Annotated in this window: 23 protein-coding genes; 12 read left to right on the forward strand and 11 right to left on the reverse strand. The window is 64.5% G+C overall.

The features are described 5' to 3' along the window. Window positions 1–12: 12 nt before the first annotated feature. The 7 genes from ACN8ZM_RS19395 to ACN8ZM_RS19425 form a co-directional block, all read right to left on the reverse strand. Window positions 13–2,070: a MacB family efflux pump subunit gene (locus ACN8ZM_RS19395; protein ID WP_420212091.1), complete on the reverse strand. Its 2,058-nt coding sequence runs from the start codon at window positions 2,068–2,070 to the stop codon at window positions 13–15. Window positions 2,071–2,072: 2 nt separating this feature from the next. After that, the gene (locus ACN8ZM_RS19400) at window positions 2,073–3,266 is read right to left on the reverse strand and encodes an efflux RND transporter periplasmic adaptor subunit (RefSeq protein WP_420212092.1); all 1,194 of its coding nucleotides are present in this window, start codon (window positions 3,264–3,266) and stop codon (window positions 2,073–2,075) included. 296 nt (window positions 3,267–3,562) lie between these two features. Beyond that, window positions 3,563–3,760, reverse strand: coding sequence for a hypothetical protein (locus ACN8ZM_RS19405; protein ID WP_420212093.1), 198 nt, complete (start codon window positions 3,758–3,760; stop codon window positions 3,563–3,565). 72 nt (window positions 3,761–3,832) lie between these two features. Next, window positions 3,833–4,414 carry an HD domain-containing protein gene (locus tag ACN8ZM_RS19410; protein WP_420212094.1) on the reverse strand — a complete coding sequence of 194 codons (582 nt, stop codon included), beginning with the start codon at window positions 4,412–4,414 and terminating at the stop codon, window positions 3,833–3,835. A gap of 108 nt (window positions 4,415–4,522) precedes the next feature. Next, a complete protein-coding gene (locus tag ACN8ZM_RS19415; RefSeq protein WP_420212095.1) occupies window positions 4,523–4,732 on the reverse strand; it encodes a hypothetical protein in 210 nt (69 codons plus the stop codon). 117 nt (window positions 4,733–4,849) lie between these two features. Further along, a complete protein-coding gene (locus ACN8ZM_RS19420; RefSeq protein ID WP_420212096.1) occupies window positions 4,850–5,416 on the reverse strand; it encodes a helix-turn-helix domain-containing protein in 567 nt (188 codons plus the stop codon). Window positions 5,417–5,469: 53 nt separating this feature from the next. Next, a complete protein-coding gene (locus tag ACN8ZM_RS19425) occupies window positions 5,470–6,111 on the reverse strand; it encodes a hypothetical protein (protein ID WP_043180153.1) in 642 nt (213 codons plus the stop codon). Window positions 6,112–6,455: 344 nt separating this feature from the next. On the opposite strand from ACN8ZM_RS19425, the gene ACN8ZM_RS19430 reads away from it, so the two are divergent. The 3 genes from ACN8ZM_RS19430 to ACN8ZM_RS19440 all read left to right on the forward strand — a co-directional run bounded on the left by ACN8ZM_RS19430 (window position 6,456) and on the right by ACN8ZM_RS19440 (window position 9,470). Continuing rightward, window positions 6,456–7,859, forward strand: coding sequence for an HdeD family acid-resistance protein (locus ACN8ZM_RS19430; RefSeq protein WP_205824776.1), 1,404 nt, complete (start codon window positions 6,456–6,458; stop codon window positions 7,857–7,859). 96 nt (window positions 7,860–7,955) lie between these two features. Then, window positions 7,956–8,534: a hypothetical protein gene (locus tag ACN8ZM_RS19435; RefSeq protein WP_043180147.1), complete on the forward strand. Its 579-nt coding sequence runs from the start codon at window positions 7,956–7,958 to the stop codon at window positions 8,532–8,534. A gap of 204 nt (window positions 8,535–8,738) precedes the next feature. Then, entirely contained in the window at window positions 8,739–9,470 is a 732-nt protein-coding gene (locus ACN8ZM_RS19440; RefSeq protein WP_205823718.1) for a ribonuclease T2, read from the forward strand. 197 nt (window positions 9,471–9,667) lie between these two features. Here ACN8ZM_RS19440 and ACN8ZM_RS19445 read toward each other — a convergent pair whose 3' ends face one another. After that, a complete protein-coding gene (locus ACN8ZM_RS19445; protein WP_420212097.1) occupies window positions 9,668–10,303 on the reverse strand; it encodes an isochorismatase family cysteine hydrolase in 636 nt (211 codons plus the stop codon). Between the two features lie 334 nt (window positions 10,304–10,637). On the opposite strand from ACN8ZM_RS19445, the gene ACN8ZM_RS19450 reads away from it, so the two are divergent. Continuing rightward, window positions 10,638–11,024: a VOC family protein gene (locus ACN8ZM_RS19450; protein WP_043181377.1), complete on the forward strand. Its 387-nt coding sequence runs from the start codon at window positions 10,638–10,640 to the stop codon at window positions 11,022–11,024. Window positions 11,025–11,283: 259 nt separating this feature from the next. Here ACN8ZM_RS19450 and ACN8ZM_RS19455 read toward each other — a convergent pair whose 3' ends face one another. After that, window positions 11,284–11,814: a hypothetical protein gene (locus ACN8ZM_RS19455; RefSeq protein ID WP_420212098.1), complete on the reverse strand. Its 531-nt coding sequence runs from the start codon at window positions 11,812–11,814 to the stop codon at window positions 11,284–11,286. Between the two features lie 416 nt (window positions 11,815–12,230). On the opposite strand from ACN8ZM_RS19455, the gene ACN8ZM_RS19460 reads away from it, so the two are divergent. Both ACN8ZM_RS19460 and ACN8ZM_RS19465 read left to right on the forward strand, forming a co-directional pair. After that, window positions 12,231–12,665, forward strand: coding sequence for a DUF4279 domain-containing protein (locus tag ACN8ZM_RS19460; RefSeq protein WP_420212099.1), 435 nt, complete (start codon window positions 12,231–12,233; stop codon window positions 12,663–12,665). A 242-nt stretch (window positions 12,666–12,907) separates the two neighbouring features. After that, window positions 12,908–14,644 carry a P-loop NTPase fold protein gene (locus tag ACN8ZM_RS19465; protein ID WP_420212100.1) on the forward strand — a complete coding sequence of 579 codons (1,737 nt, stop codon included), beginning with the start codon at window positions 12,908–12,910 and terminating at the stop codon, window positions 14,642–14,644. Between the two features lie 90 nt (window positions 14,645–14,734). Here the strand turns inward: ACN8ZM_RS19465 and ACN8ZM_RS19470 are convergent, their stop codons facing one another. After that, window positions 14,735–14,950 carry a hypothetical protein gene (locus tag ACN8ZM_RS19470; protein ID WP_420212101.1) on the reverse strand — a complete coding sequence of 72 codons (216 nt, stop codon included), beginning with the start codon at window positions 14,948–14,950 and terminating at the stop codon, window positions 14,735–14,737. Window positions 14,951–15,230: 280 nt separating this feature from the next. On the opposite strand from ACN8ZM_RS19470, the gene ACN8ZM_RS19475 reads away from it, so the two are divergent. From ACN8ZM_RS19475 to ACN8ZM_RS19485, 3 genes are all read left to right on the forward strand, one after another. Beyond that, entirely contained in the window at window positions 15,231–15,524 is a 294-nt protein-coding gene (locus ACN8ZM_RS19475) for a GYD domain-containing protein (protein WP_043181372.1), read from the forward strand. 717 nt (window positions 15,525–16,241) lie between these two features. Continuing rightward, on the forward strand, window positions 16,242–16,739 hold the full coding sequence (locus tag ACN8ZM_RS19480) for an AAA family ATPase (protein WP_420212102.1): 498 nt from the start codon (window positions 16,242–16,244) through the stop codon (window positions 16,737–16,739). Window positions 16,740–17,127: 388 nt separating this feature from the next. Then, the gene (locus ACN8ZM_RS19485; RefSeq protein ID WP_420212644.1) at window positions 17,128–17,511 is read left to right on the forward strand and encodes an ATP-dependent protease; all 384 of its coding nucleotides are present in this window, start codon (window positions 17,128–17,130) and stop codon (window positions 17,509–17,511) included. Window positions 17,512–17,808: 297 nt separating this feature from the next. On the opposite strand, the gene ACN8ZM_RS19490 is transcribed toward ACN8ZM_RS19485, so the two are convergent. After that, a complete protein-coding gene (locus ACN8ZM_RS19490; protein WP_205823713.1) occupies window positions 17,809–18,723 on the reverse strand; it encodes a glutaminase in 915 nt (304 codons plus the stop codon). A 218-nt stretch (window positions 18,724–18,941) separates the two neighbouring features. On the opposite strand from ACN8ZM_RS19490, the gene ACN8ZM_RS19495 reads away from it, so the two are divergent. The 3 genes from ACN8ZM_RS19495 to ACN8ZM_RS19505 all read left to right on the forward strand — a co-directional run bounded on the left by ACN8ZM_RS19495 (window position 18,942) and on the right by ACN8ZM_RS19505 (window position 21,780). Then, entirely contained in the window at window positions 18,942–19,652 is a 711-nt protein-coding gene (locus ACN8ZM_RS19495; protein ID WP_205823712.1) for a response regulator, read from the forward strand. A gap of 64 nt (window positions 19,653–19,716) precedes the next feature. Next, a complete protein-coding gene (locus ACN8ZM_RS19500) occupies window positions 19,717–20,847 on the forward strand; it encodes an ATP-binding protein (RefSeq protein WP_420212103.1) in 1,131 nt (376 codons plus the stop codon). 309 nt (window positions 20,848–21,156) lie between these two features. Beyond that, window positions 21,157–21,780 carry an FMN-dependent NADH-azoreductase gene (locus ACN8ZM_RS19505; RefSeq protein WP_420212104.1) on the forward strand — a complete coding sequence of 208 codons (624 nt, stop codon included), beginning with the start codon at window positions 21,157–21,159 and terminating at the stop codon, window positions 21,778–21,780. Window positions 21,781–21,823 lie beyond the last annotated feature (43 nt).

The raw sequence follows: 21,823 nt of genomic DNA on the forward strand, positions 1-21,823 counted from the left end.
GCGGGCCTTGCGTCAGTCGCGCGCGAGCGCATCGATCGGATCGAGCCGCGATGCATTGCGCGCGGGCATGAAGCCGAATATCACACCGGTGAGCGTCGAGCAGACGAACGCGGTCACGATCGCGCCGGCCGAGAACACCATCTTCCACTGCGCGACGAACATCGAGAACAGCGCGCCGAGCCCGAACGACAGCGCGATGCCGATCGTGCCGCCGAGCAGGCAGACGAGCACGGCCTCGACGAGAAACTGCTGCAGGATGTCGGACTGGCGCGCGCCGACCGCCATCCGGATACCGATTTCGCGCGTGCGCTCGGTGACCGACACCAGCATGATGTTCATCACGCCGATCCCGCCGACGACGAGCGAAATCACGGCGATCAGCGACAGCAACAACGTGAGCGACTGCCCGGTCTTCTCGACGGTCTTCACCACGCTGTCCATGTTGTACGTGAAGAAGTCCTTGCGGCCGTGGCGCTGCGTCATCAGCTTTTCGAGGCTTTTCTCGGCGGCGGCGCTCGGTTGCCCATCGCGTACGCGCACGGTGATGCTGTCGAGATAGCGTTGCCCGAACAGGCGCCCGCTCGCGGTCGTGTACGGCACCCACACGTTCAGGCTCTTCACGCTGCCGAACGCGCTTTTCTTGTCGGCCGTCACGCCGATCACGACGCACGGCACGTTGTCGACCAGGATCACTTCGCCGATCGGGTTGCGCGTCGCGCCGAACAGCTTGCGGCGCGTGTTCTGGTCGATCACGGCCACCTGCACCTGGCGGCGTACCGCGTCCTCGTCGAACGCGACGCCCAGCGCGAAGCGCATCCCGCGGGCCTGGAAGAAGCGGTCGCCGACGCCGCTCACGAGCGCGTTCACGTCGATGTTGCGGTAGCGCAGCAGCAGCGTGCGCGACGTTTCGGGCGTCGCGCTGTCGACGTACGGCTGCTCGGCGAGCGCGGCGACGTCGGCGGGCACGAGCGTCTGGATCGCGTCGGCGCGGCTGTCGCCCCAGTCGGTGCCCGGATAGATGTTGATCGTGTTCGTGCCGATGCTGCCGATCTCGTCGAGCATGTAGCGCTTCGCGCCTTCGCCGATCGCGACGATCGACACGACCGACGTGATGCCGATGATGATGCCGAGCATCGTCAGCAGCGTGCGCAGCCGGTGCGACACGAGCGCGATCCATGCCATCCGGCAGGCCTCGGCGAAGCGGCCGGAGCCGGCCGTGAAGCGGCGCGTGCGCGTGCCGGTGCCGGTGTCGGCATGCACATCGGCGTCGACAGCCGCGGGCGGCGGTGTGTCACGGTGATCGCGGGCGGGTAGCGCGCTGGCCTCTGCTTCGCTCGCTTCCACTGCGTCGACACCTGCTTCCGCGAGCGCTTCCGCATAGTGTCGATTCGGCCGGTCGGCGACGATCTCGCCGTCGCTGATCTCGATGATGCGCCGCGCGTGGCGCGCGACGGCCTTGTCGTGCGTGACGATGACGATCGTATGGCCGAGCGCGTTCAGCTCGTGCAGGATGCGGATCACGTCCTGGCCGCTTTTCGTGTCGAGCGCGCCGGTCGGTTCGTCGGCGAGGATCACGTGGCCGCCGTTCATCAGCGCGCGCGCGATGCTCACGCGCTGCTGCTGGCCGCCGGACAGTTGACCGGGACGATGGTGCGCGCGATCCGCGAGCCCGAGGCGCGCGAGCAGCTCGCGTGCGCGTGCATGCCGCTCCGCGCGCGGGGTGCCGGCATAGATCGCGGGCATTTCGAGGTTAGCGACCGCGTCAACGTGCGGCAGCAGGTGATAGCGCTGGAACACGAAGCCGAAGTGTTCGCGGCGCAGTTGCGCGAGCTCGTCACTGTCGAGCATGTGCGTGTCGCGGCCGCCGACCGTGTAGGTACCTTCGCTCGGATGATCGAGGCAACCGAGGATGTTCATCAGCGTCGACTTCCCGGAGCCCGACGCGCCGACGATCGCGACGATCTCGCCCGCGTGGATCGACAGGTTGACGTTGTTCAGGACAACGACATCCTTGTCGCCGGCCGGAAAGCGTCGTGTGACGGCAGCGAGTTTCAGCAGGGGCTGGCTCATCGTCACACCACGTCCGCCAGCGGCGCATGGTCGTCCCCGGCCACTTCGCCGATCACGACACGTTCGCCGTCCTTCAGGCCGTTCAGCACTTCGACGCGCACGTTGTTGTTGATGCCGATGCGGATGTTGCGCGTTTCCGTGCTGCCGTCGGCACGCAGCACGCGCACCGCATAGGTGCCGTCCTTGCGTTTTTCGCCGAGCGCGGCGGCCGGAATGCTCAGCGCGTTGCGAGCGTTGCCGAGCACGATGTTGACTTGAGCGGTCATCGAGATGCGCAACCGATGCTCGGGATTCGGCACTTCGAACAGCGCGTTGTAGAACACGGCCGAATTCGGCTTCGTGCCGCCGCCCGCGCCGCCGCCGAGCGGGCTCTGCGCTTCGGCGTAGTTCTGCGGCGCCGGCTCGATCGCGCGCAGCTTGCCGTAGTGACGCTTGTCCGGTTCGCCGAGGATCGTGAAATACGCGGTCTGGCCGCCACTCACGCGGATCACGTCGGCTTCCGACACCTGTGCCTTCACGGTCATCGTGTCGAGATCGGCGAGCTTCAGGATCACCGGCGCCTGTTGCTGCGCGATCACGGTCTGGCCTTCCTGCGTGACGACCGCGACGACCTCGCCGTTGATCGGCGCGACGATGCGCGTGTAGCCGAGATTGGCCTGCGCGGTCTCGATCTGGATGCGGGCCGAGCGAATCTGCGCGGCGAGCGACGCGAGTGTCGCGCGCTGCACGTCGAGCGTCGCGCGGGCGGCTTCGAACGATTCGCGCGATGTCGCGTCGTCGGGCAGCATCGCCTGCTGGCGCTTGAACGCGAGTTCCGCCTGCGTGAGTTGTGCGGCGGTCGATTGCTGCTGCGCGCGCAGGCTTTCTTCGCTGGCGCGCGCCTGGCGCAGCGCGTTTTCCGAGATCACGGGATCGATCTCGGCAAGCCACTGGCCCTTCGTGACCTTGTCGCCGAGCTTGACCTTCAGCGACTTCAACTGCCCCGACACCTGCGCACCGACGTCGACCTGCCTGAATGCCTGCAGCGCACCGGTGGCGAGCACCGCGTTCTCGAGATCGCCGCGCGAGACGGGCGCGGACAGGTATTGCGGATGCTTGTCGGGCGCGCACGCCTTCAGCGTGACGCCGGCGGCGATCGCGACGATGGCAACGGAAGTCAGCACGATGCGCCGGCGGCGAGGGTTCTTCTGAGTCATGAGCGTGCGGCAAGGATGAAGCGATGCCGGCGATGCGTGCGGCCGGGCGGGACGATCCGGTCGGCGTCGCATGTCGGGCAGGGTGCCCGCGACGGCATCCGCGTACGCATCGCGCGGCCGTGCCGGATCGAATCAGCCGCTCATGGTAAGGGAGGACATCACGCCAAATCGTGTGGAAATTGTGCTGAATTGTGCGAGCGCCGCCCCGGAGCGGGGGCCGGGCGGCGTCATTGTGGCGATCTGTGAAAAGGCCGGGCGAAGGCTCGTGAGCGTGTTGCGGCCTACATTCAGGTGCGTTAACGCTGCGCGGCGACGAGCGCCATCATCGGCCGGTCGCGTGCCTCGTCGAGCGCGGGCAGCGCATCGACCTGCGCCTGCGTCGGCCTCCATTCGTCCCGGTGCGTGAGCGTGAAGCCGCTGCCGATCGGCAGGTTCACGAGCGTGCCGAGCGTGCGGTGCTGCTTGACGACGCCGGACGCAAGCCGGTCGGTCACGCGTTCGGTTTCACGCTGGTGTCGAGCCTCGTGCGGGCAGGGTGCGCGGTGCCGCGCGCCCGATCCCCGAGCTTACGCGCGCTGCCCGCCCGAGTCGATCCGGCGTTGCGTGTCGGCGTCGACGATGTCGCGGATCGCGCTGAACAGCGGTGCGGCGTCGGTATAGCGGCGGCCGTAGCCGAGATTGAACGCGTAGTCGAAATCGGGCGGATTGCTGCCCTGGTTGTGCTGCAGGATCGTCTCCAGCTTGTCGAGCGCCTTCGCCGCGCGTGCTTCCGGCGTAGCCGCCGCGTCGTATTCATCCCACAGCGCGATGATCTCGTCGCGTGGCCCGGGATCGAGCGATGCGGTCAGCGTCAGCAGGTCGTCGCGTTCGTGCGCGCTTTTGTCAGGATGCGCGGCCTGTTCGATTGCGGGGATGTCGCCGTGCAGCGCCTCGCCGAGATCGTGGACGACGCACAGTTTCAGCAGTTTCAGCGCGTCGATGCCGGGCAGCGCGTCGGCGAACACGAGCGCCATCAGGCACAGCCGCCAGCTGTGCTCGGCCGTGCTTTCCGCGCGCCCGGACGACGTATAGCCGCTGCGCAGCACGTCCTTGAGGCGTTCGGCTTCGCGCAGGAAAGCGAGCCGTGCGTGGATCGTATCGGAGTTCATGGTCGGTTTCCGTGCGATGAGCCGTCAAGCGTAATGCGGCGGTGCGCGGTTCGTCCACGCATGAAATATGCGTGGCATGCGCGGGATCGGGCGCGCTTTGTCGCGCGCCTACTTCGCGAACAGTCCGGCCCAGCAGAACAGGGCGAAGAAGCCGATCTGAACCAGGACGATCAGGCTGAACAGGTAGGGCCGGCTGCGGCGCGGCACGCGCCTGCCGCCGGCGTTGGCCACGCCCGAGCGAAGCGCGATCAGCACGCCGGCGCCCAGATAGAGCATGAGCGAGACGATCACGAGTTCTCGCACGACCAGCCTCAGCATGGGGCATGTCCCGTGGCCGTGCCGCCATGCACGTCGGCATCTTCTGCATCGCGTGCGCGGCACGTCGAAGTCCGCCGCGCCGCTGCCGGCATGCGGTTCTTGGTTGCGATCCGGCGATTACGCATCCTCAAGCGTCTCCACGAGCCGTGCGGCCGAGCCATCGGACAGCGTCATCCGCGTCCACCTGCACATGCTGCCGCGGATCGGCACGACCTGCGACGCATTCGCGCCGGTGTCGAATTCGACGCTCGGCGGCCCCGCATGGTCATGCCAGCCGAGCGTGTCGAGTGCGGCTTCCATGCGGACGATCTCCGGGCTCGCGTAGCGCCACAGCGACGTGCCGAGCAGCATCGACAGCGGCGGTGAGAATTCGGCTGCACGTGCCGAAGATGAAGCGAGCAGGCGGTGCGTGAGGTCGCACACGAGATGCATGCGGCCCGCGCTGCCCGAGACGAGCCGCGCGAGCGCGTAGTCGCCCGCGGAATCGAGGCGCGCGGCGAGCAGCCGCTCGGCCGTCGCGCGCTCGTCGGGCGACATCTGCTGGCGGCCGGCTTCCCAGCGGGAGATCGTCGATTGCGCGACGCCGAACAGGTCGGCCGCATGGCTTTGCTTGACGCGGTGCAGCGCGCGCCAGCGCTTGAGTTGCGGGCCGAGCGCGGACGGATGAAGCGAAGGGTCACGCATGTCGATGCGCCTCGTTCGGGCGTCGGCCGGGTGCCATGACGGACGGGGCCGATCTAGAACCCGCCGATTGGCCGGTCCTTGAACGAAAAATACGCGACCGGCAGCAGCAGGACCCCGCCCAGCACGAGCACGCCGTCGGCTGCCACGGTGACCGGCGTGGCCAGGATCCGGAGCCCCTTCGCGAAGGCGGACGGCGCTTCGTCGATGCCGACCGTATAGCGCTCGTTGAACGGTTGTGCGGTGCCGTCCGGTTTCAACGTGAAGCCTTCGGTGGAATAGCGCTTGCCGACGACGTTGCCGTCGAGTTCGAGCCGGTCGCGCCAGTTCCTGAAGCCGTCGGCGGTTGCCGCCTGACGCTCGTCGTCCGGCGCATCCTTCGACAGCACGGTGTCGTACTGGCCGGTCACGTCGCTGCCGTCGGCGCGGAAGCTGATGAACGACGTATGCAGCGATTTGCGATAGCTGGCCGCCAGCACCGGGCGCAGCTTGTCCGGCAGATCGAAGATGTAGTGATAGCGTTCGCCCAGCACCACCAGCTTCTTGCCGTCTTTCGTGATCATGAAAGCGGAAACGTGCTCGACGTAGGGCTCGTCGTGGTTCTCGTACAGCGCCCGGGTGAAACAGCCCGACAGCGCGAGGCTGCTCGCGGCCACGCCGGCGGCCAGTAGGCGCCGGCGCGTGATCGATGTGCTCATTTCTTGTGGTCCCGTCTGATGCGGTTTGGCTCAGCGGCTTTCGCCCTCGGAAGCCGGATTCTCGCGTATCCGCCGCGCGTTGTCGAACGGGAAATCTGCCTCGGCAGGGGCCGGCCGGCCCTGTCCATGCCGTGCCGACAACGTTTTCGTCACGCTTTCAACCGTCACCGCCATATCTTATTATTTGGCCGGTGCGGAGGCGTACCGGCCGCCATCGGTCATGTCGAGGCATGACGCGCCGGTACGAATTACCGCATTTTGACCGATACGTCGCACGACGCTCGGTTGAAACGGCAGGAAACGCGTGACCAGCGCGTTTCCCGAAAAAATGACGAGAGGGCGCGATGGTACGACTGGTCTTGCTGCTGCTGGGTATCGAATATCTGCGCACCCGCTGGCGCGGGCTGACCGTGTTCGGCTGGGTGTGGGTCGTCGCGGGTGGCGTGATCTTCGTCGATGCGCTCGACGGCGCGCTGCACTTTCCGATCCAGATCTTTGCGTGGCTGTTCCTGATCGAGGGGCTCGCGACGCTCGCGGTGGCCGGCAGCGGCGTCGGCGGTCAGCGCATCCTGCGCTACGTCAAGGGGATCGCGGTCGTGGTCGCCGCCGGGCTCGTGTTTGCGGGCCATCACCACGGCCATTTCCTGCTGTCGATGATCTTCGGCACGCTGTTCCTCGTCGACGGGCTGCTGCAGTGCACTTCCGCGTGGATGGTGCGCTATCGCCGCTGGAACGTCGCCTTCGCATGGGGTGTCGTCGAGATCCTGCTGGCGATCTTCTTCTACCAGCCGTACCCGACGCACTACGTGGGCACCGTGCCGTACTGCCTTGGCCTGCTGCTGATGTTCGGCGGGATGCACATGCTGAGCCTCGCCGCGCGCGTGCGGCGGCTGACGCGTAATCCGGCGTTCGCGACGTCGCCGGCGCCGGCGCTCGCACCCGATCTCGACGATGTGCGCGACACGCCGCATTTCGCGCAATCCGAATGGGACGGCCCGCCCGCCGACGGCGAGCATGCGCTCACCGTGCACGTGTGGACGCCGACCGGCACGTCGAAGGCCGAAGCGCAGCGCTATCCGGTGATCGACCGCTATATCGCGGCGGTGGACGTCAACGGTGTGATCTCGACAGGGCACGCGGCGCTGGAGTCGCCGGAGGGCATCTATATCAGCCTGTATCCGGGCGTCGAAATCGATCGTTCTCCGGACGAATTCACGCGCATCCTGCGCGCGACGCGCGAAAACGACGTGCCGGGCCTGTTCCAGCCCGACTACGCGACCGAGTCGAAGGCGTGGTGTCCGTCGACCGTGCGGGTGCGGATCCGCAACTATGATCCGGCGAAGCTGGACGCGTTCTGGTCGTCGTACCGGCAGAACGTGACGTACAACCTCACGCATCGCAACTGCTCGAGCACCGTGTCGAATGCGCTCGAAGCCGCGCTCGACGGCGCGGTGTGGCGGCTGAAAGGCACGCGTGCCGGGTGGGGCGCGTTCGTGCGGCTGCTGCTCACGCCCGAGCTGTGGGTCGCCGCGCAGATCCGCAAGCGCGCGGTGACGATGGCGTGGACCCCCGGTCTCACGCTCGACTATGCGCGCGCGCTCAGCATGCTTGCCGACCCGCGGCCGTTCGCGTGGTGGAAGGTCGCGCGCTCGGCCGTGAAGGCGATCATGGCGTCGCGCCGCACGTGGCGCGAGCAGGACAATGCGGCGTTGTCGCCCGGTGGACCGGAGGCGGCGTCGATGAAGTGATCGCGTGCCGCCGGACGAGGGCCCGGCGTCACAGCGGCCGCCACTACGCGGCCGCGCGATGTTGCCCGCCACGAGAACCCACCTACGCAAACAACAATGAACAAGACGAGCGCATTCCGCATCCTGATTCCCGCCGCGCTGGCGCTGACGTGCGCCGGCTTCGCACAGGCGAGCGCGGACGAAGTGCCGCGCATGAGCAACGATGTGTACCGGACGTCGGTGTCGTTCTGCTCGAACGTCGCGGCCAGCGAGAAGATCGCGTGCCAGGGCGACATGATCGCCGCGGGCAGCCGGATCGTCGCGGCGATCGGCGGCCTGCCGCCGGCCTCCGCCACGTCGATCGACGAAGGCGCGCGCAACAAGCTGCCGGCGGCGGAGCGCAAGGGGCTCGCGCCGGTCGAGCCGGGCGCGATCGACAAGGACGACGACCTTGCCGGCCTCGCCGGCATGGTGCGCCTGTGCGATGTGTACGAGTCCGAGCCGGCGTCGCGTGCGCGGCATCACGCGGCGCTGAAGCAGCAGGCGCCGGACGCCGCGCCGCGCGTCGAGGCGTTGCTGGCCGATGGGTCGACGGCCGCGCGCCAGCGCGTCAGCATCGGCGTGTGGCAGATCCTCGCGCTCGAAGGCCCCGTATCGGCCGCGCGCGCGTGCACGCAGCTGGGCGCCGGCTCGTGAGCGACGGCGTGCCGCCGGCAGGGCGGGTCGCGTCGGCCGTGTGAAGCAGCGCGCGACACGACGGTGCGTGCACGCGCCCGTGCCGAGGGACATGATTCGTCCACCTTCACATTCATGCCACGTTGCGTCGGCAACAATCGCGGGCAGATAGTCGACAATCTTGCGGCGCATCCCGCGACCGCAAGCCCTTTCCGAGGAAACGCCATGCTCAAGACGCTCGCCCGCGCCGCTGCCGCACTCGCCGTCGCTTCCGCTTCACTGCCCGCCACCGCGCAGACCAGCTACGACTACCTGTTGCTCGCCGCGTCGTGGGAGCCCGGCTTCTGCGCGTCGCACGATACGCCCGAATGCACGAACCTCGCCGGCACGTATGCGGCGACGAGCCTGTCGCTGCATGGCCTGTGGCCGAACAACTACGACGGCAACCAGCCGTTCTACTGCGGCGTGCCGCAGAGCGACATCGACCTCGACAACGCGCACCAGTGGTGCAGCATGGACGCCTACCCGATCAGCAGCGCGACCCGCAACACGCTGTCGACGTACATGCCGGGTGTCGCGTCGTGCCTCGACAAGCACGAATGGTTCAAGCACGGCACGTGCTCGAACTCGGCATCGCCCGATGCGTACTGGAACCAGGCGTCCGGGATGATCAGCCGGCTCGGCAACACGTCGTTCAACGCGTTCCTGCAGGCGAACGCGGGCAAGACGGTCACGCGCAACCAGTTGCTGTCGGCCTTCGAAGGCGCGTTCGGCAGCAATACGCGCAGCGCGGTGTCGCTGAAGTGCACGAAGACGAACGGCGTCAGCTATTTCACCGAAGCGTGGATCGCGGTGAAGACGAATGCGACCACGCAGTTCCCGAGCGCCGCATCGCTCGTGACGGACGGCAATACGCAGGGCACGTGCCCGACGTCGGGCGTGTATATCGCGAAGTAACGCGGAAGCGGGGCGGCACGCAGCGGCAGGGGCTGCGCGTGCCTGAACCCGCGCAATTCGACACGGCATCCACGCGGATGCGCGACAACTTCGGGCCGCCTGGCCAATTCGCGGCGGGTGCCCGGCTGCATCCGCGCGATCTGCGTGAATCGGCCGACGCCGTTGACCCGTCACGCTCGCGCGTACGCTTGTTGCGCTTACTCGAGCAGCCGCAACGCGTCCGCGAGCGACAGCACCGTCGTGCGTGATTCGAAGGCGGTGGCGAACAGGTGCTCGTGGACCACCGGATCCGGGTCGTAGCAGCAATCCTTGACCGTATACAGGCGGAAGTCCGCGTCGCTCGCGTGGGCGATCGACGACAGCATCACGCCCGTCGACGCGATGCCGACCATGATCAGCGAATCGACGCCTTGCTCGACCAGCCGTGCCTGCAGATCGGTGCCGAAGAACACGCTGGCGCGGTGCGCGACGATCAGCGGTTCGTCGGCCTGCCGGCCGAGCTCCGGCGACGGGCCATCGTCGATGAAGAGGCCGAGTTGCTTGATGCCCTGGCCGTTCTTGTTGCGCGGGCTGACCTCCGGATAGCCAGGGCTGAACCGGAGGTTCGCGAACCAGACGCCGATGCCGCTTGCCCGTGCCGCATCGCAGAGCCGGCGCGTATTGGCGAGCAACCCGGGCGCGACCGACGGAAACAGGCCGAGGATGTCGGTCTGGTAGTGCATGACGAGCAGCGCGGTGCTTGCCGGCACGATCGCGGGAATCGGCGCGGACGTGCTGTCGTCGGGGTTCGTGCGGGCTGCCGTTGCGATATCCGGTGCGTTTTGCCGAGTCATGAACGAGGGTCTCCGATCGTCCGCGGGGAATTTCAGCGTCCCCGATTTGTACCGGAAAACCGGGTCGGCCGTCGATGCGATTTTCGTAGGGGCAGGTTGCTGCGGCGCACGGCAGCTTCCGTCAAACCGGCGCCACGATTTCTCGCGGCCGCAATATACTGGCGTGCGTTTGATCGGCCAACGGCCGGGGCGGGGCTGTGCGGCTCCGATGTCGATGGCCGGCTGCGACTGCTCGCCGCTGCCGGCTTGCCGTTTTGCGCGGATCGTGCCCGAAGCGGCCACGCCCGGCGCGATGCCATTTCATGTCACGTTGCGCCAACACGAGCTACACGTCATGCCAGTTACCGGATTCAATCACTACAATCTGCGAGCGGATCGGCCGACACTCGATGCACTCCGCGATTTCTATGTCGACATCGTCGGCTTGCGGGAAGGGTTTCGCCCGCCGTTCAAGCGCTTCGGGTATTGGTTGTATGCGGGCACGCAGGCCGTGCTGCATCTGACGGAAGCGCGGCCGGACGAGTCTCGCCCGTCGAACGTCGTCAATACGTTCGATCACGTTGCGTTTTCCTGCGCAGACGCCGACGCAATGGCGCTTCATCTGACCGAGGCCAACGTGGCATTCAGGCGCGAGCACGTTCCGCTCACGGGGCAGGTGCAGATTTTCTTCCGCGATCCGGCGGGCAACGGCGTCGAGTTGAATTTCGCGCAAGCCGAATGACCGCGCCGGGCGTTTGCCTTCGGGCGACGCATGCGTTGTCGGTCGCGCGCCAGGGCTGATCGTTTCGGAACGGCGACCGCTCCGTCATCGGCGTGCCGGAAACAGGAAAAAATCGACCGGCACGTAATCGGTTCGGCAAACGCCGGCCGGGCTACCCCATCTTCGACGGCGGCTCGAATCCGGAGCTGACGCGGGCGATGCGACCGCAGCATCGAAATCAATGACATTCGACGATCGGCTAGCTCGTGACGCTTCACAGCTAGCGCGCCAGATCGCAATGAATCTGCAGACTTTCGGTGGCGTTGCGGTGAATCTGAAACCCGTGCCGCATCAGTGCGGCCCGGATCTGCGCGAGAGCCGACGCGCATCGCCGCACGCGGCGCCGCTGCCAGAACGGCGGCGTGAATACGCCCAGCGGCAGCATCCGTACGCGCCGGCCGTTCAAACTGAATGAAACGTCGATATGCGTTCCATCGACATCGTGTCCGTTGCTGCCGAAAATATCGGCCAGTTCGTCGCGGCGGGCGGGATAGAGCAGGCGGAACGTGGCGATTCCCAGTGCGCGAAACTGACGACGGGCAAAACCGAGCCCGGACGCTCGCGGCTCGAAGCCGCGCGTCAGGATCAGGCTGATCCCGGCGGGCAGCCCGGTCTGGATCGCCTGCAGCTTGCCGAGAACATGCGCATCCACGTGGACGTGTCGCGCGGGCCAGCGCGGCCGGATCTGCACGCCGGCGTGGACACCGGGCGGCAGCGTGAGCAGATTCGAATGCATCGTCAGGCTATCCATCTCCATGGGCTCAATGGGCCATAAGAACGGGCCGCTGCGGGGTCATGCCGCCTTCGAGCATGCTGGCGCATGCCGATTCAGCCGGCCGTCGGTACAGCGGCTCAGTCGGGCATGGCGCCGGCGCGTCGGAAGATCGACCGCCCCGCATACGTCGGCAGTCACTCCAGCGGCGGCGTGCTGGAACGCCGGCAATATAAACCGACCATGTTATCCCGGCGCCGACCCGGCGGACGAGGGGCACGCCGTCTTCGACGATCGGGTTCGGCCAGGAGCAGAAGGTCGACGTCGCCAGTTGGATCGTCGACAATGAGCGCCTCAACGCTTCCTTCCAATGCGCCGCACGGATACCTGAGGGTAGAGAGCCTGCGGCAGCACTACCCGCTACGAGAGGGAAAATGGGCCGACTACGAAAGACAATGGCATCGATTCGCATCATTGGCGACGATCTCCACCCGGATGAAATTACAAGCCTGCTCCGTTGTACCCCGACAGAGTCTCAATCGAAGGGTGACGAACTGGTTGGCAAAAAAGAAGGGCGTTCACGCATCGCTGCATTCGGACGCTGGTCGTTGAAGGCTCCGGCACAAGAACCGGGTAACCTGGACGCACAGGTCGCATGGCTGTTGACTGCAACAACGAGCGATCTCGATGCGTGGCAATCAATTGCCGCACGCTACAAAGTCGATCTATTTTGTGGTCTCTTCATGGATCAGTGGAACGACGGCGAATCCATCTCCGCTGCCTCCTTGTTGGCGCTAGGATCACGACACATTCAGCTGGATCTCGACATATACGGGGCCGCCAGTGGCGAGCCAGAAGGTTCGGGCGAAATTTCCAACGTCCGTTTATAGGCGACGAGACTGTCCCTTGTGGGTCGATCAGGGCCATCTGCGGCGGTCGATAGTCGGCCAAGAACGGTCTTCCGAGTCGGCGTTCAGATCGTGTGTAGCTCACACTGTCCGGCGGCACCTCTCTACTGGAGCGGGCGGGTACCCATAGTTGATCACCGGTCAATCCTTTAGAGCAAGCAAGGTCGCTGGCGCTACACGTCGAGTATCATGCCAGGCATCGCAAATCAATTTCCGAGCAAACAATGAGTCGCACAGATACTAAAGATGATCTGCTGTATTACTTAAACGACGACAAAGTACCTGTAATCGCGCTTAAGGGTTCTTGGGGGACGGGGAAGACTTTTTTGTGGGAAGAGGTTCAAGACGAACGCAATCCGGCTAACGAAAAAATTCCGTTGTATGCTTCCTGTTTTGGCTTGGGCTCTCTTGATGATTTAAAGCAGACCCTCTTTCGGAGTTCGTTAGGGAATGCGGAAAGTGTCGTATCTACTGCGCGGAAAACCTATAGTGCAGCGAAGGGAGCTATCGAAAAGCTCGCTGGAAAACTAATCCCCGGCGCCGAAGGCGTTACGGCGATCGTTGGCAGTATCGGCGGACTTCTGCAATCGGTTGTCGTCGAGAAAACTCTTCAAGACCGTTTGATTGTGCTCGACGACATTGAACGACGTGGTACGAGCCTAAAGATCGATACCTTACTTGGGTTCATTGACTCACTGAAAAGGAACAATTGCAAAGTACTGCTCATCTTGAATGAGGAACCGCTGACGGAGGCATTGTCCGCAGATTGGAGCACGCTGAAAGAGAAGTGCGTGGACAGAGAGATTTCTCTAGTGACCGCACCTGCGGAAGCCGCCGCGCTAGGGCTTAGCCCCCAGACGCCATTTCGACAACCGATTGTGGATTCACTCGAACGACTAGGTGTGACAAACATCCGTGTCGTGCAACGGATCGATCGTATCGTTGGAACAGTATTTCAGGGGACTTCGACACTACATGATGCTGTAGCTCAGTCTCTAGTCCCTGCCGTCGTGTTGCTAACAGCCCTGAACTTCAAGGCAGTTCCGAAAGGGCCGGACGTCGGCACGTTGCTGTCCGAATGGCGCGCGTGGTGTGCGCATCCATCACTCATGGGAAAAGAGGGCGACCAAATTGCCGATGAGACAGCCTTTGCCATGAACTTTAAGCTGACATATGACGTGGAGTTTCTGGATCTCGTTCAGACACATCTTCTTACTGGACAGAGACTCAGGGAAAAATTTGAGAGTTTGATTAAGGCACGGGAAAGACGAGCCGCTGAAAACGACGTGGAAAATGCGGCGGCGCGCTATATCGAAGCGACATATCTCGATCCGTCAATGATGGATCAAGATTTTATCGCGATCGCACATAAATTCGCAACACAGTGGGACAAACTTCCTGCCGACAAAATCAGCGCCATTGCGATTGATCTGACGAAAAGAGGTGCGCACAAACTTGCCAATGAGATCGCAGAAAAATGGGCCGTACGGTGGCGCACAAATCCAAAGCTTTGGGATAGTTCCATTTATTCAGCAGACGCGTTTTTCCCCGTGATCAGGGACGTGCTTGTCGATGGGAATCGTCAACTCTCAATTGATCCCTCATTGCTGGAAGCGGTATTGAAAGTGTCCGGAAACGGCTGGAGCCGCCGCCACGAACGTGTGATTAACGACGCCACCGTCGACGACATGATTGAGACCATACACGCGCTCGATCGCGACAATTTTGCGCGTTTCGTTTTTTTCTACAGGAGTGAACTCAAAGATCCGATAACGCGGGACGGAGAACCGCTCTTTGCTAAAGGAGTTGCCGTTTTCTTGGAAGCTGCTAGGACCATCAAGGCAGAAGGGCGTCATTCGCGGCTTGCAGAGCTTCTCGTTATGCACGTTGGAGAACATCTTCAGTTGTCTTCAGATACGTCCGAAGCAGTGACCGCTGAGTCGTCTGCACCTGACTCGTGAAATTTCCGAGGGTCCGCTCTCGTCCAAACCGAATGTCTCGTGAGGGTCGATCAGGGCCATCTGCGGAGGTCGACTGTCGGCCATGACGATTCACCCGCGACGTCCGAGGTCAGGACGCTCGGACGTCGGCACGTACTTCGCAAACGATCGTTGGACGTCGACGGTGGAGCGTCGCTCAATCGTCGTGTTGACGAGAGATTTCGCGAAAGGCCGGCACCCTGCGCCGATCTCGAGCGCGAGATGAAGCTCGCCGCGCGTCACGCGGTGCACCGGGTCACCCGGTTCCACCGTTCGGGTTGCGCTCATTCTCTTCACGTCGATACATGCGCTGACATGACATGCGATCTGCGGCGACGCGGGTATCGCACACGACGCAATCATTGGCCCGCTGGCGGCTGATTCGCTTTCTATACTGTTTACGTTGCCGAGTTATCAAGGGCATGTGTGCGTCAGCAACGCACACGTCCGACAAATCCCGGGGTAAACGAAAACTGCACCTGCCGCAAACGCTTGCGGCCGGTCGGTGAAGTTCGTCCCGTGCATGGACGGGATAACGTGGATGGGCTCCTTAACCATCGGAGGCAATATGGCGACATACATCGTATTGATGAATTGGACCGACCAGGGCGCGCAGTCGGTGAAAGACACGGTCCAGCGAGCGAAATCGTTTCAGGAAGGGGCGCAGGCGATGGGGGTCACCGTCAGCTCGCTCAAATGGACGCTCGGGCCTTACGACATCGTCGCGACACTCGATGCGCCCGACGACGAAACCGCGACGCGGCTGGGACTGATGGTGGCGCAATTAGGCAATGTTCGAACCGTCAGTATGCGTGCTTTCGGCGAGGCGGAAATGGAGAGGATCGTCGGCGGCATGAAGTGAAGCCTTGACGCGCGAGAGGCAACAGCCATCGACCGAGATGAAGCAGGCGTCCTGGAAGCCGGCGGGGTGCTGTCGCATCGTGGCGTCACGGGTATGGCTCACGCGCCACGCGCATAGCGCAGGCAAAGGCCAACGATGCGGGCGGCAAGCGTGTAGCGTGACGCCATGCTCGCGCGCCTCGACATGAGCCGGATGCCTGCGCTGCTGTGCTCCCGGTGGTCGATCAATGACAAGGAACGGCGCCGCTTATACGGGAAGCTTGTATGAGCGGGCAGCTTTCCTGCGCGACATCGGTACCGGGTCACTGCCGGCATCCGCGCACCTCGCGACGAAACGCTCGCAATCATCCGTCTAATCATTGTTGCCATTGCCGGCCCGCACTCGGGCTGTTTTCACGCCCGCATCGGCCGCCGCTCAGGTGGGCTCAGGTGCTGGCGTGCTGACGTTCGCCAGAGTTGGCGAGAAACGCGATCGCAGACGCCGCCGTATCGGCGAGACGATAGGTGTCCGCACCGAATACTTGTCCGCGAGTGGCCGTACCGAGCGACCGTTTGGCTCTGATATCCGCCGTCGTGCGTCTGATGAGCCGACCGTCGGCCATGGGGCGATCAGGGTCATCTCCGGAGGTCGACAGTCGGCCAGGAACGGTCTTTCGACAGAAGCGTCTATTTCGTTGAAAATCGCCGATCACGGACGGACATCGAAAAGGGGCATCTGATGCATCTCAATCCGGACCATTATTTGCAGACCGATGCCGGCCGGGTCTTTACGATTGAACGTAACGCTGCGGCATGGGAACAGTTGTACGCGGATTTGTCCGCGGCGCTCCTGACGGACCGGCGACGGATAGTCATGGTGATCGGGGTTCAAGGAGCCGGGAAATCAACCTGGACCCGGAATCAGGTATCGACATCAAACGACACGATCTACGTTGATTCGACGTTCGCGACCGCGAATCGCCGCTCGAACGTTATTGCAATTGCAAAAGCAGCCGGGGTCCCGATCTCTGCGGTGTGGCTGAAGGTCGAGTTGGAGACCGCGCTTCGCCGTAACAGAAACCGACCGATCGACGAGATAGTTCCCGACGCCGCTGTCGAGAACGTCTTCAAAATCTTCGAGCCGCCATCGCTCAGCGAAGGCTTCTGTGAAGTGGTCATTCTCGGCGATGCATTCGATTCCGTTCAGCAGATCAGCGATCACCGCCCCGGTTGTTAAAGGCCGGCTTTGGGGAAGCGTGAGCGTCCGCTTCGGGTCGTTTCGATCCGGCAACGGACCACCGGGGAGGTATCCGACGGCGTTCGGTCCGGCCACGATGAGCCATTCTCGACCGGCGCCCGCATTGGCGCTCGAGTGTCGGCGTGACGCGTGCGGCGATTCGCTCGAAACTCGTTCCGCGGTCTACCGCCCCCGATTGTCTTGATCGCCGTGCTTGCCGTGCAGCAAAATGCGTGTCCTGTCGCCCGGGCGGCCCCGATGCGTGACGCACGGGAAGGCGTGAACCTCCCGCATGGGGCGCAAACGCCGGCTGCCAGGCGGCGTGTTCGCGGCACCTGCCCGGGTGCGGCCCGTGCGACGATGTGCGATGACTGAAATGAGAGATGGAATGACGACACCATTCGACGAGGCAACCACGGCGGCGATCGCCGCGTTTGCCCAACTGGATTTCTACACGGCTGTGCAAGCGATGCGCGCCGAGGCCGATTACGACCGCGAACTGGATCAGTGGATCTCGCGCTACATCGACGAGGACGGCGGCGGCGCGGACGATGCGGCGTACGACGCCTTGCACGCGCAGGCCCAGGCAACCCCGGAATACGCGCAGTTCGTCGATGCGGTTCGCCGGGAAATCCTGGAGTACTTCGGCGTGACCGACGATCAACTGGACTGGATGGTCGTGCTGCGCAATGACGACAGCGACGAGCTGTGGGCGGAAGTCAACCGGCAGCGCAGCGCGCTGGGCACCGGTGAAGTGCGCGGCGATCTCTGATCATCGCTTGCCATTGGGGGTTCGAGTCGTGCCGGGGGCGGGGCTGGCGTCAGACCAGTCACGCAGTGCGCCGGGCGCTCCGTTGCTGCAACCGATCCGCTAACGGAGCAGAAGCCATCGGATCTCCGGAACGCTTGACCGTTGTGCGCTGACACGTGCCCTCGGACGTGCAACGGCTCGACCGGCAGCAATGGGTCGATTGCTGCCGACGCCCCGATTTCTCATTGAATGCGCCGGCACGCGCCACTACGAATCGGCCGCCGTTGTGCCACATGACGCACGCTGGCCTTCGTCACCTCAAAAAATCGACCGCCCCGAATAAGTCGTCAGCCACTCCAGCGCCAGCTGGCCCGCCAGCGAGTTCCCGTTCGCATCGAGCCCCGGCGCCCACACGCACACGGCCATCTCGCCGGGCAGCACCGCGACGATCCCGCCGCCGACACCGCTTTTGGCCGGCAGCCCGACGCGGTACACGAAGTCACCCGCTGCATCGTAGGTGCCGCAGGTCAGCATCAGCGCGGACAGCCGCTTCGCGGAACTCGAATCGACGATCCGCTCGCCGGTGACCGGCGCTACGCCGCCGTTCGCGAGGAACAACGCGGCGCGCGCGAGCTCGACGCAGTTCATCGTGATCGCGCACTGGCGGCAATACGCGTCGATCACCGTGTCGGGCGGCATCTGCATGTTGCCGAAGCTCGCCATGAAGTGCGCCATCGCGCGGTTGCGCTCCGCGTGCTGCAGCTCGGATTGCGCGACGCGCGAATCGTAGTCGATGTCGTTCGTGCCGATCAGCCGCCGCACGAATTCGACGAGTGCCGTCTCGGCCTTCACGAAGCGGCGGCACAGCACGTCGGTCACGACCAGCGCGCCGGCGTTGATGAACGGATTGCGCGGCTTGCCGCGCTCGCTCTCGAGCTGGACCAGCGAGTTGAACGCGTTGCCGGACGGCTCGCGGCCGACCCGTTCCCACAGTTCGTCGCCCAGCAGCTGGAACGCGAGCGTGCACGCGAACAGCTTCGAGATGCTCTGGATCGAGAAGCGCTCGTGCGCGTCGCCGACCGTGCAAACGTTTCCGTCCAGCGTGACGACGGCCATCCCGAACTTGTCGGCGGGCACTTTCGCGAGCTCGGGAATATAGTCGGCGACCCGCCCCTGGCCAATCCAGGGGGCAAGTTCGGTGTGGATGCGTTCGAGGATCGATTGGTAATTCATCAAGTCAGGCGGGCAGGGCATGGCCCGGATTCAGGCGAGCCCGTATGGAACCGTCCCGGCGCCGATTCGTCAAGCACGGCCGTTATCGCGCCCTTATTTTCAAGACCTCTAAACAGGCAATCGGCGGGCGCAGTATCATGCGGTACGTTTCGGCCGATGGCCGGCGTCCGGCACCGGCCGGCGCCGTCGCGGCTTCCCCGATGATTCGAACGCTGCCCATGTCTTTTCGCATCCTGCTCGTCGAAGACGACACCCGCCTGTCCACGCTGATCGCTGGCTACCTGCGCAAGAACGACTATGAAGTCGACACTGTGCTGCATGGTGACGCCGCGGTGCCGGCGATCCTGTCCATTCGCCCCGATCTCGTCATTCTCGACGTGAACCTGCCGGGCAAGGACGGCTTCGAAATCTGCCGCGAGGCGCGCAAGCATTACGACGGCGTGATCATCATGGTCACGGCTCGCGACGAGCCGTTCGACGAACTGCTCGGCCTCGAGTTCGGCGCGGACGACTACGTGCACAAGCCGGTCGAGCCGCGCATCCTGCTCGCGCGGATCAAGGCCCAGTTGCGCCGCGCGCCGGCGCGCGTGGCCGAGAGCGCTGCGCCGCAACCCGAGCGCTACGCGTTCGGCAAGTTCTCGATCGACCGCACCGACCGTTCCGTCGTGCTGCCCGACGGCAGCACGCCCGACCTGACGTCGGCCGAATTCGACCTGCTGTGGGCGCTCGTGTGCCATGCGGGCGAAGTCGTCAGCCGCGACGACCTGATGCTGCAGTTGCGCGGCGTCGAATTCGACGGCCTCGACCGCACGATCGACGGGCGCATCTCGAAGCTGCGCCGCAAGCTGCGCGACGACGCAAGCAACCCGCAGCGGATCAAGACGATCCGCAGCAAGGGTTATCAATTCAGCAAGCACGCGTGGGAATGACGCGGCCTTCGTGCGACGCCGTCACGTTCCGCGCGGGCATTCCACCCGCCGGCCGGGAGCCGAGATGATCCGACGAACCCGTTCGCACCCCGATGCACCGCCGCTGCCGACCCTGCGCTATGTCAAATGGCGCTGGCTGCATTTCCGCCGCGCGTGGACCGACACGCGCGCCGACCGCATTCCGAGCTGGTCGCGCCTTTACGTGCGCACTTACCTGCATCTGCTCGGCCTCGTGCTGCTGACCGCGCTCGTGCCGGCGCTCGCGTTGTGCGTCGAATTGTCGCCGCAGGTCGTGTGGCACGCGTTCGACTCGCTGCCTGGCGACATCTGGATCGTGCTCGTGTTCGTATTCGCCGCGCCCGCGCTGGCGGCGTACCGGTGGATGCGGCCGGTGTGGTCGGATCTCGTGATGGTGCGCGAGCGCGCGATCGATTTCACGGGCGGGCGCTTCAACACCCGCGCGCGCGAATCGCACAGCGTGATCATCGGCCCGCTAGCACGGACGCTGAATGCGCTCGCGATCCGCATGGAACGGCTGATCGGCGCGCAGCGCGATCTGACCAACGGTATCTCGCACGAACTGCGCACGCCGCTCGCGCGCGTGCGTTTCGCGCTCGAAATGCTGCGCGAGCCGGGTTCCGCGGCCGAATACCAGGCGGCGCTCGAGAGCATCGCGCAGGACGTGACCGAGCTCGAGGAACTGATCGACATGAGCCTCACGTTTGCACGGCTCGAATACAGCTCGCTGCAGTCGAACCTCGAGATGACGGCCCCCGTCGCGTGGTTCGAGCATCAGGTCAACGATGCGCAACTGCTGTATCCGGAACGGGCGATCGACGCACACATCGCGATCGCGTCGGACCTGCGTGTGAAGATGGACCGGCGGCTGATGTCGTACGCGATGCGCAACCTGTTGCGCAACGCGAGCAAGTACGCGAAATCGCGGATCATCGTCGGGATCTCGCTCGTGCACGGCAACATCGGGATCTTCGTCGAGGACGACGGCCCCGGCGTGCCGGAAAGCGAGCGCGAGCGCATCTTCGACGCATTCGTGCGCCTCGACCGCCGTACCGGCGGCTATGGCCTCGGCCTGTCGATCACGCGGCAGGTACTGCATGCGCACAACGGCCGGATCGCGGTCGTCGATCCGGTCGAGCTCGGCGGCGCGCGCTTCGAGATCAGCTGGCCGGTCTAGTTCTACGCCGCACGCGCCCCAACCGTCGACAGCAGCAACCGCACGACAACACACAGCCGCGCGCGCCGGATTCGGGCGCGTCGCCGGCCTGTCCCGCCGTACCTTTCCCGTCTCGATGCCTTCCCGCCGCGCCGTCGCATGACGACTCGTTTGCAGCGCGAGCGCGCTTTGCATTACGATTGCAATTGCAACTATATGGGCGGGCCAGTCCGTGCAGGCGGAGGCGGGTGGCCCGCGACGCAGCAGTGAAGCCGGGGCCGCCATGATGGCCGCCCCCTTGTTCATGCATTCCTGTCCGGGTCATACATCATGCGGCTTTTGAATATCGTGTCTTCTCCTCGCGGCGCCAGGTCGGCTTCGATCGCGGTCGCCAATGCCTTTGTCGATGCGTACCGGGAGACGGGCGCAACGATCGACGTCGATACGCTGAATGTCTGGGAAGAAGATTTGCCGGATTTTGGCAGCGACGCGATCGGCGCCAAGTACAAGGGCGTCGCAAATGCGCCGATGGATGAGGCGGAACAGTCGATCTGGCGGCGCATCCAGTCGCTCGTGAAGCGCTTTCAGGAAGCGGACCGGATCGTCGTCGGCGTGCCGATGTGGAATTTCGGCTATCCGTACAAGCTCAAGCAACTGATCGATCTCGTCAGCCAGCGGAACATGCTGTTTACGTTCGACGGCAACGCCTACGCGCCGCTGCTGGAGATTCCGCGCGCGCTGGTCATCCATGTGCGCGGACAGAGCCAGGAGGCCGGCGCGGGCGCCGACAATCCCGGGTTCCGGCATCAGGCCGACTACATCGAATTCTGGTTGAGGTTCATTGGCGTGAGCGAGGTCAGAAGCCTGACCGTCGAACACACGTGGGGGGCGCGGGCCAGCGACAGTATCGAGCGGGCGCAAGCCCGGGCGGTCGCGATGGCCGCGGCGTTCTGATCCGGGCGCGCGGCGCGACGGATGGGCGGATGCCGCCGAAGCG

The sequence above is a fragment of the Burkholderia aenigmatica genome (genome assembly GCF_048627025.1).
GTDB lineage: Bacteria > Pseudomonadota > Gammaproteobacteria > Burkholderiales > Burkholderiaceae > Burkholderia > Burkholderia aenigmatica.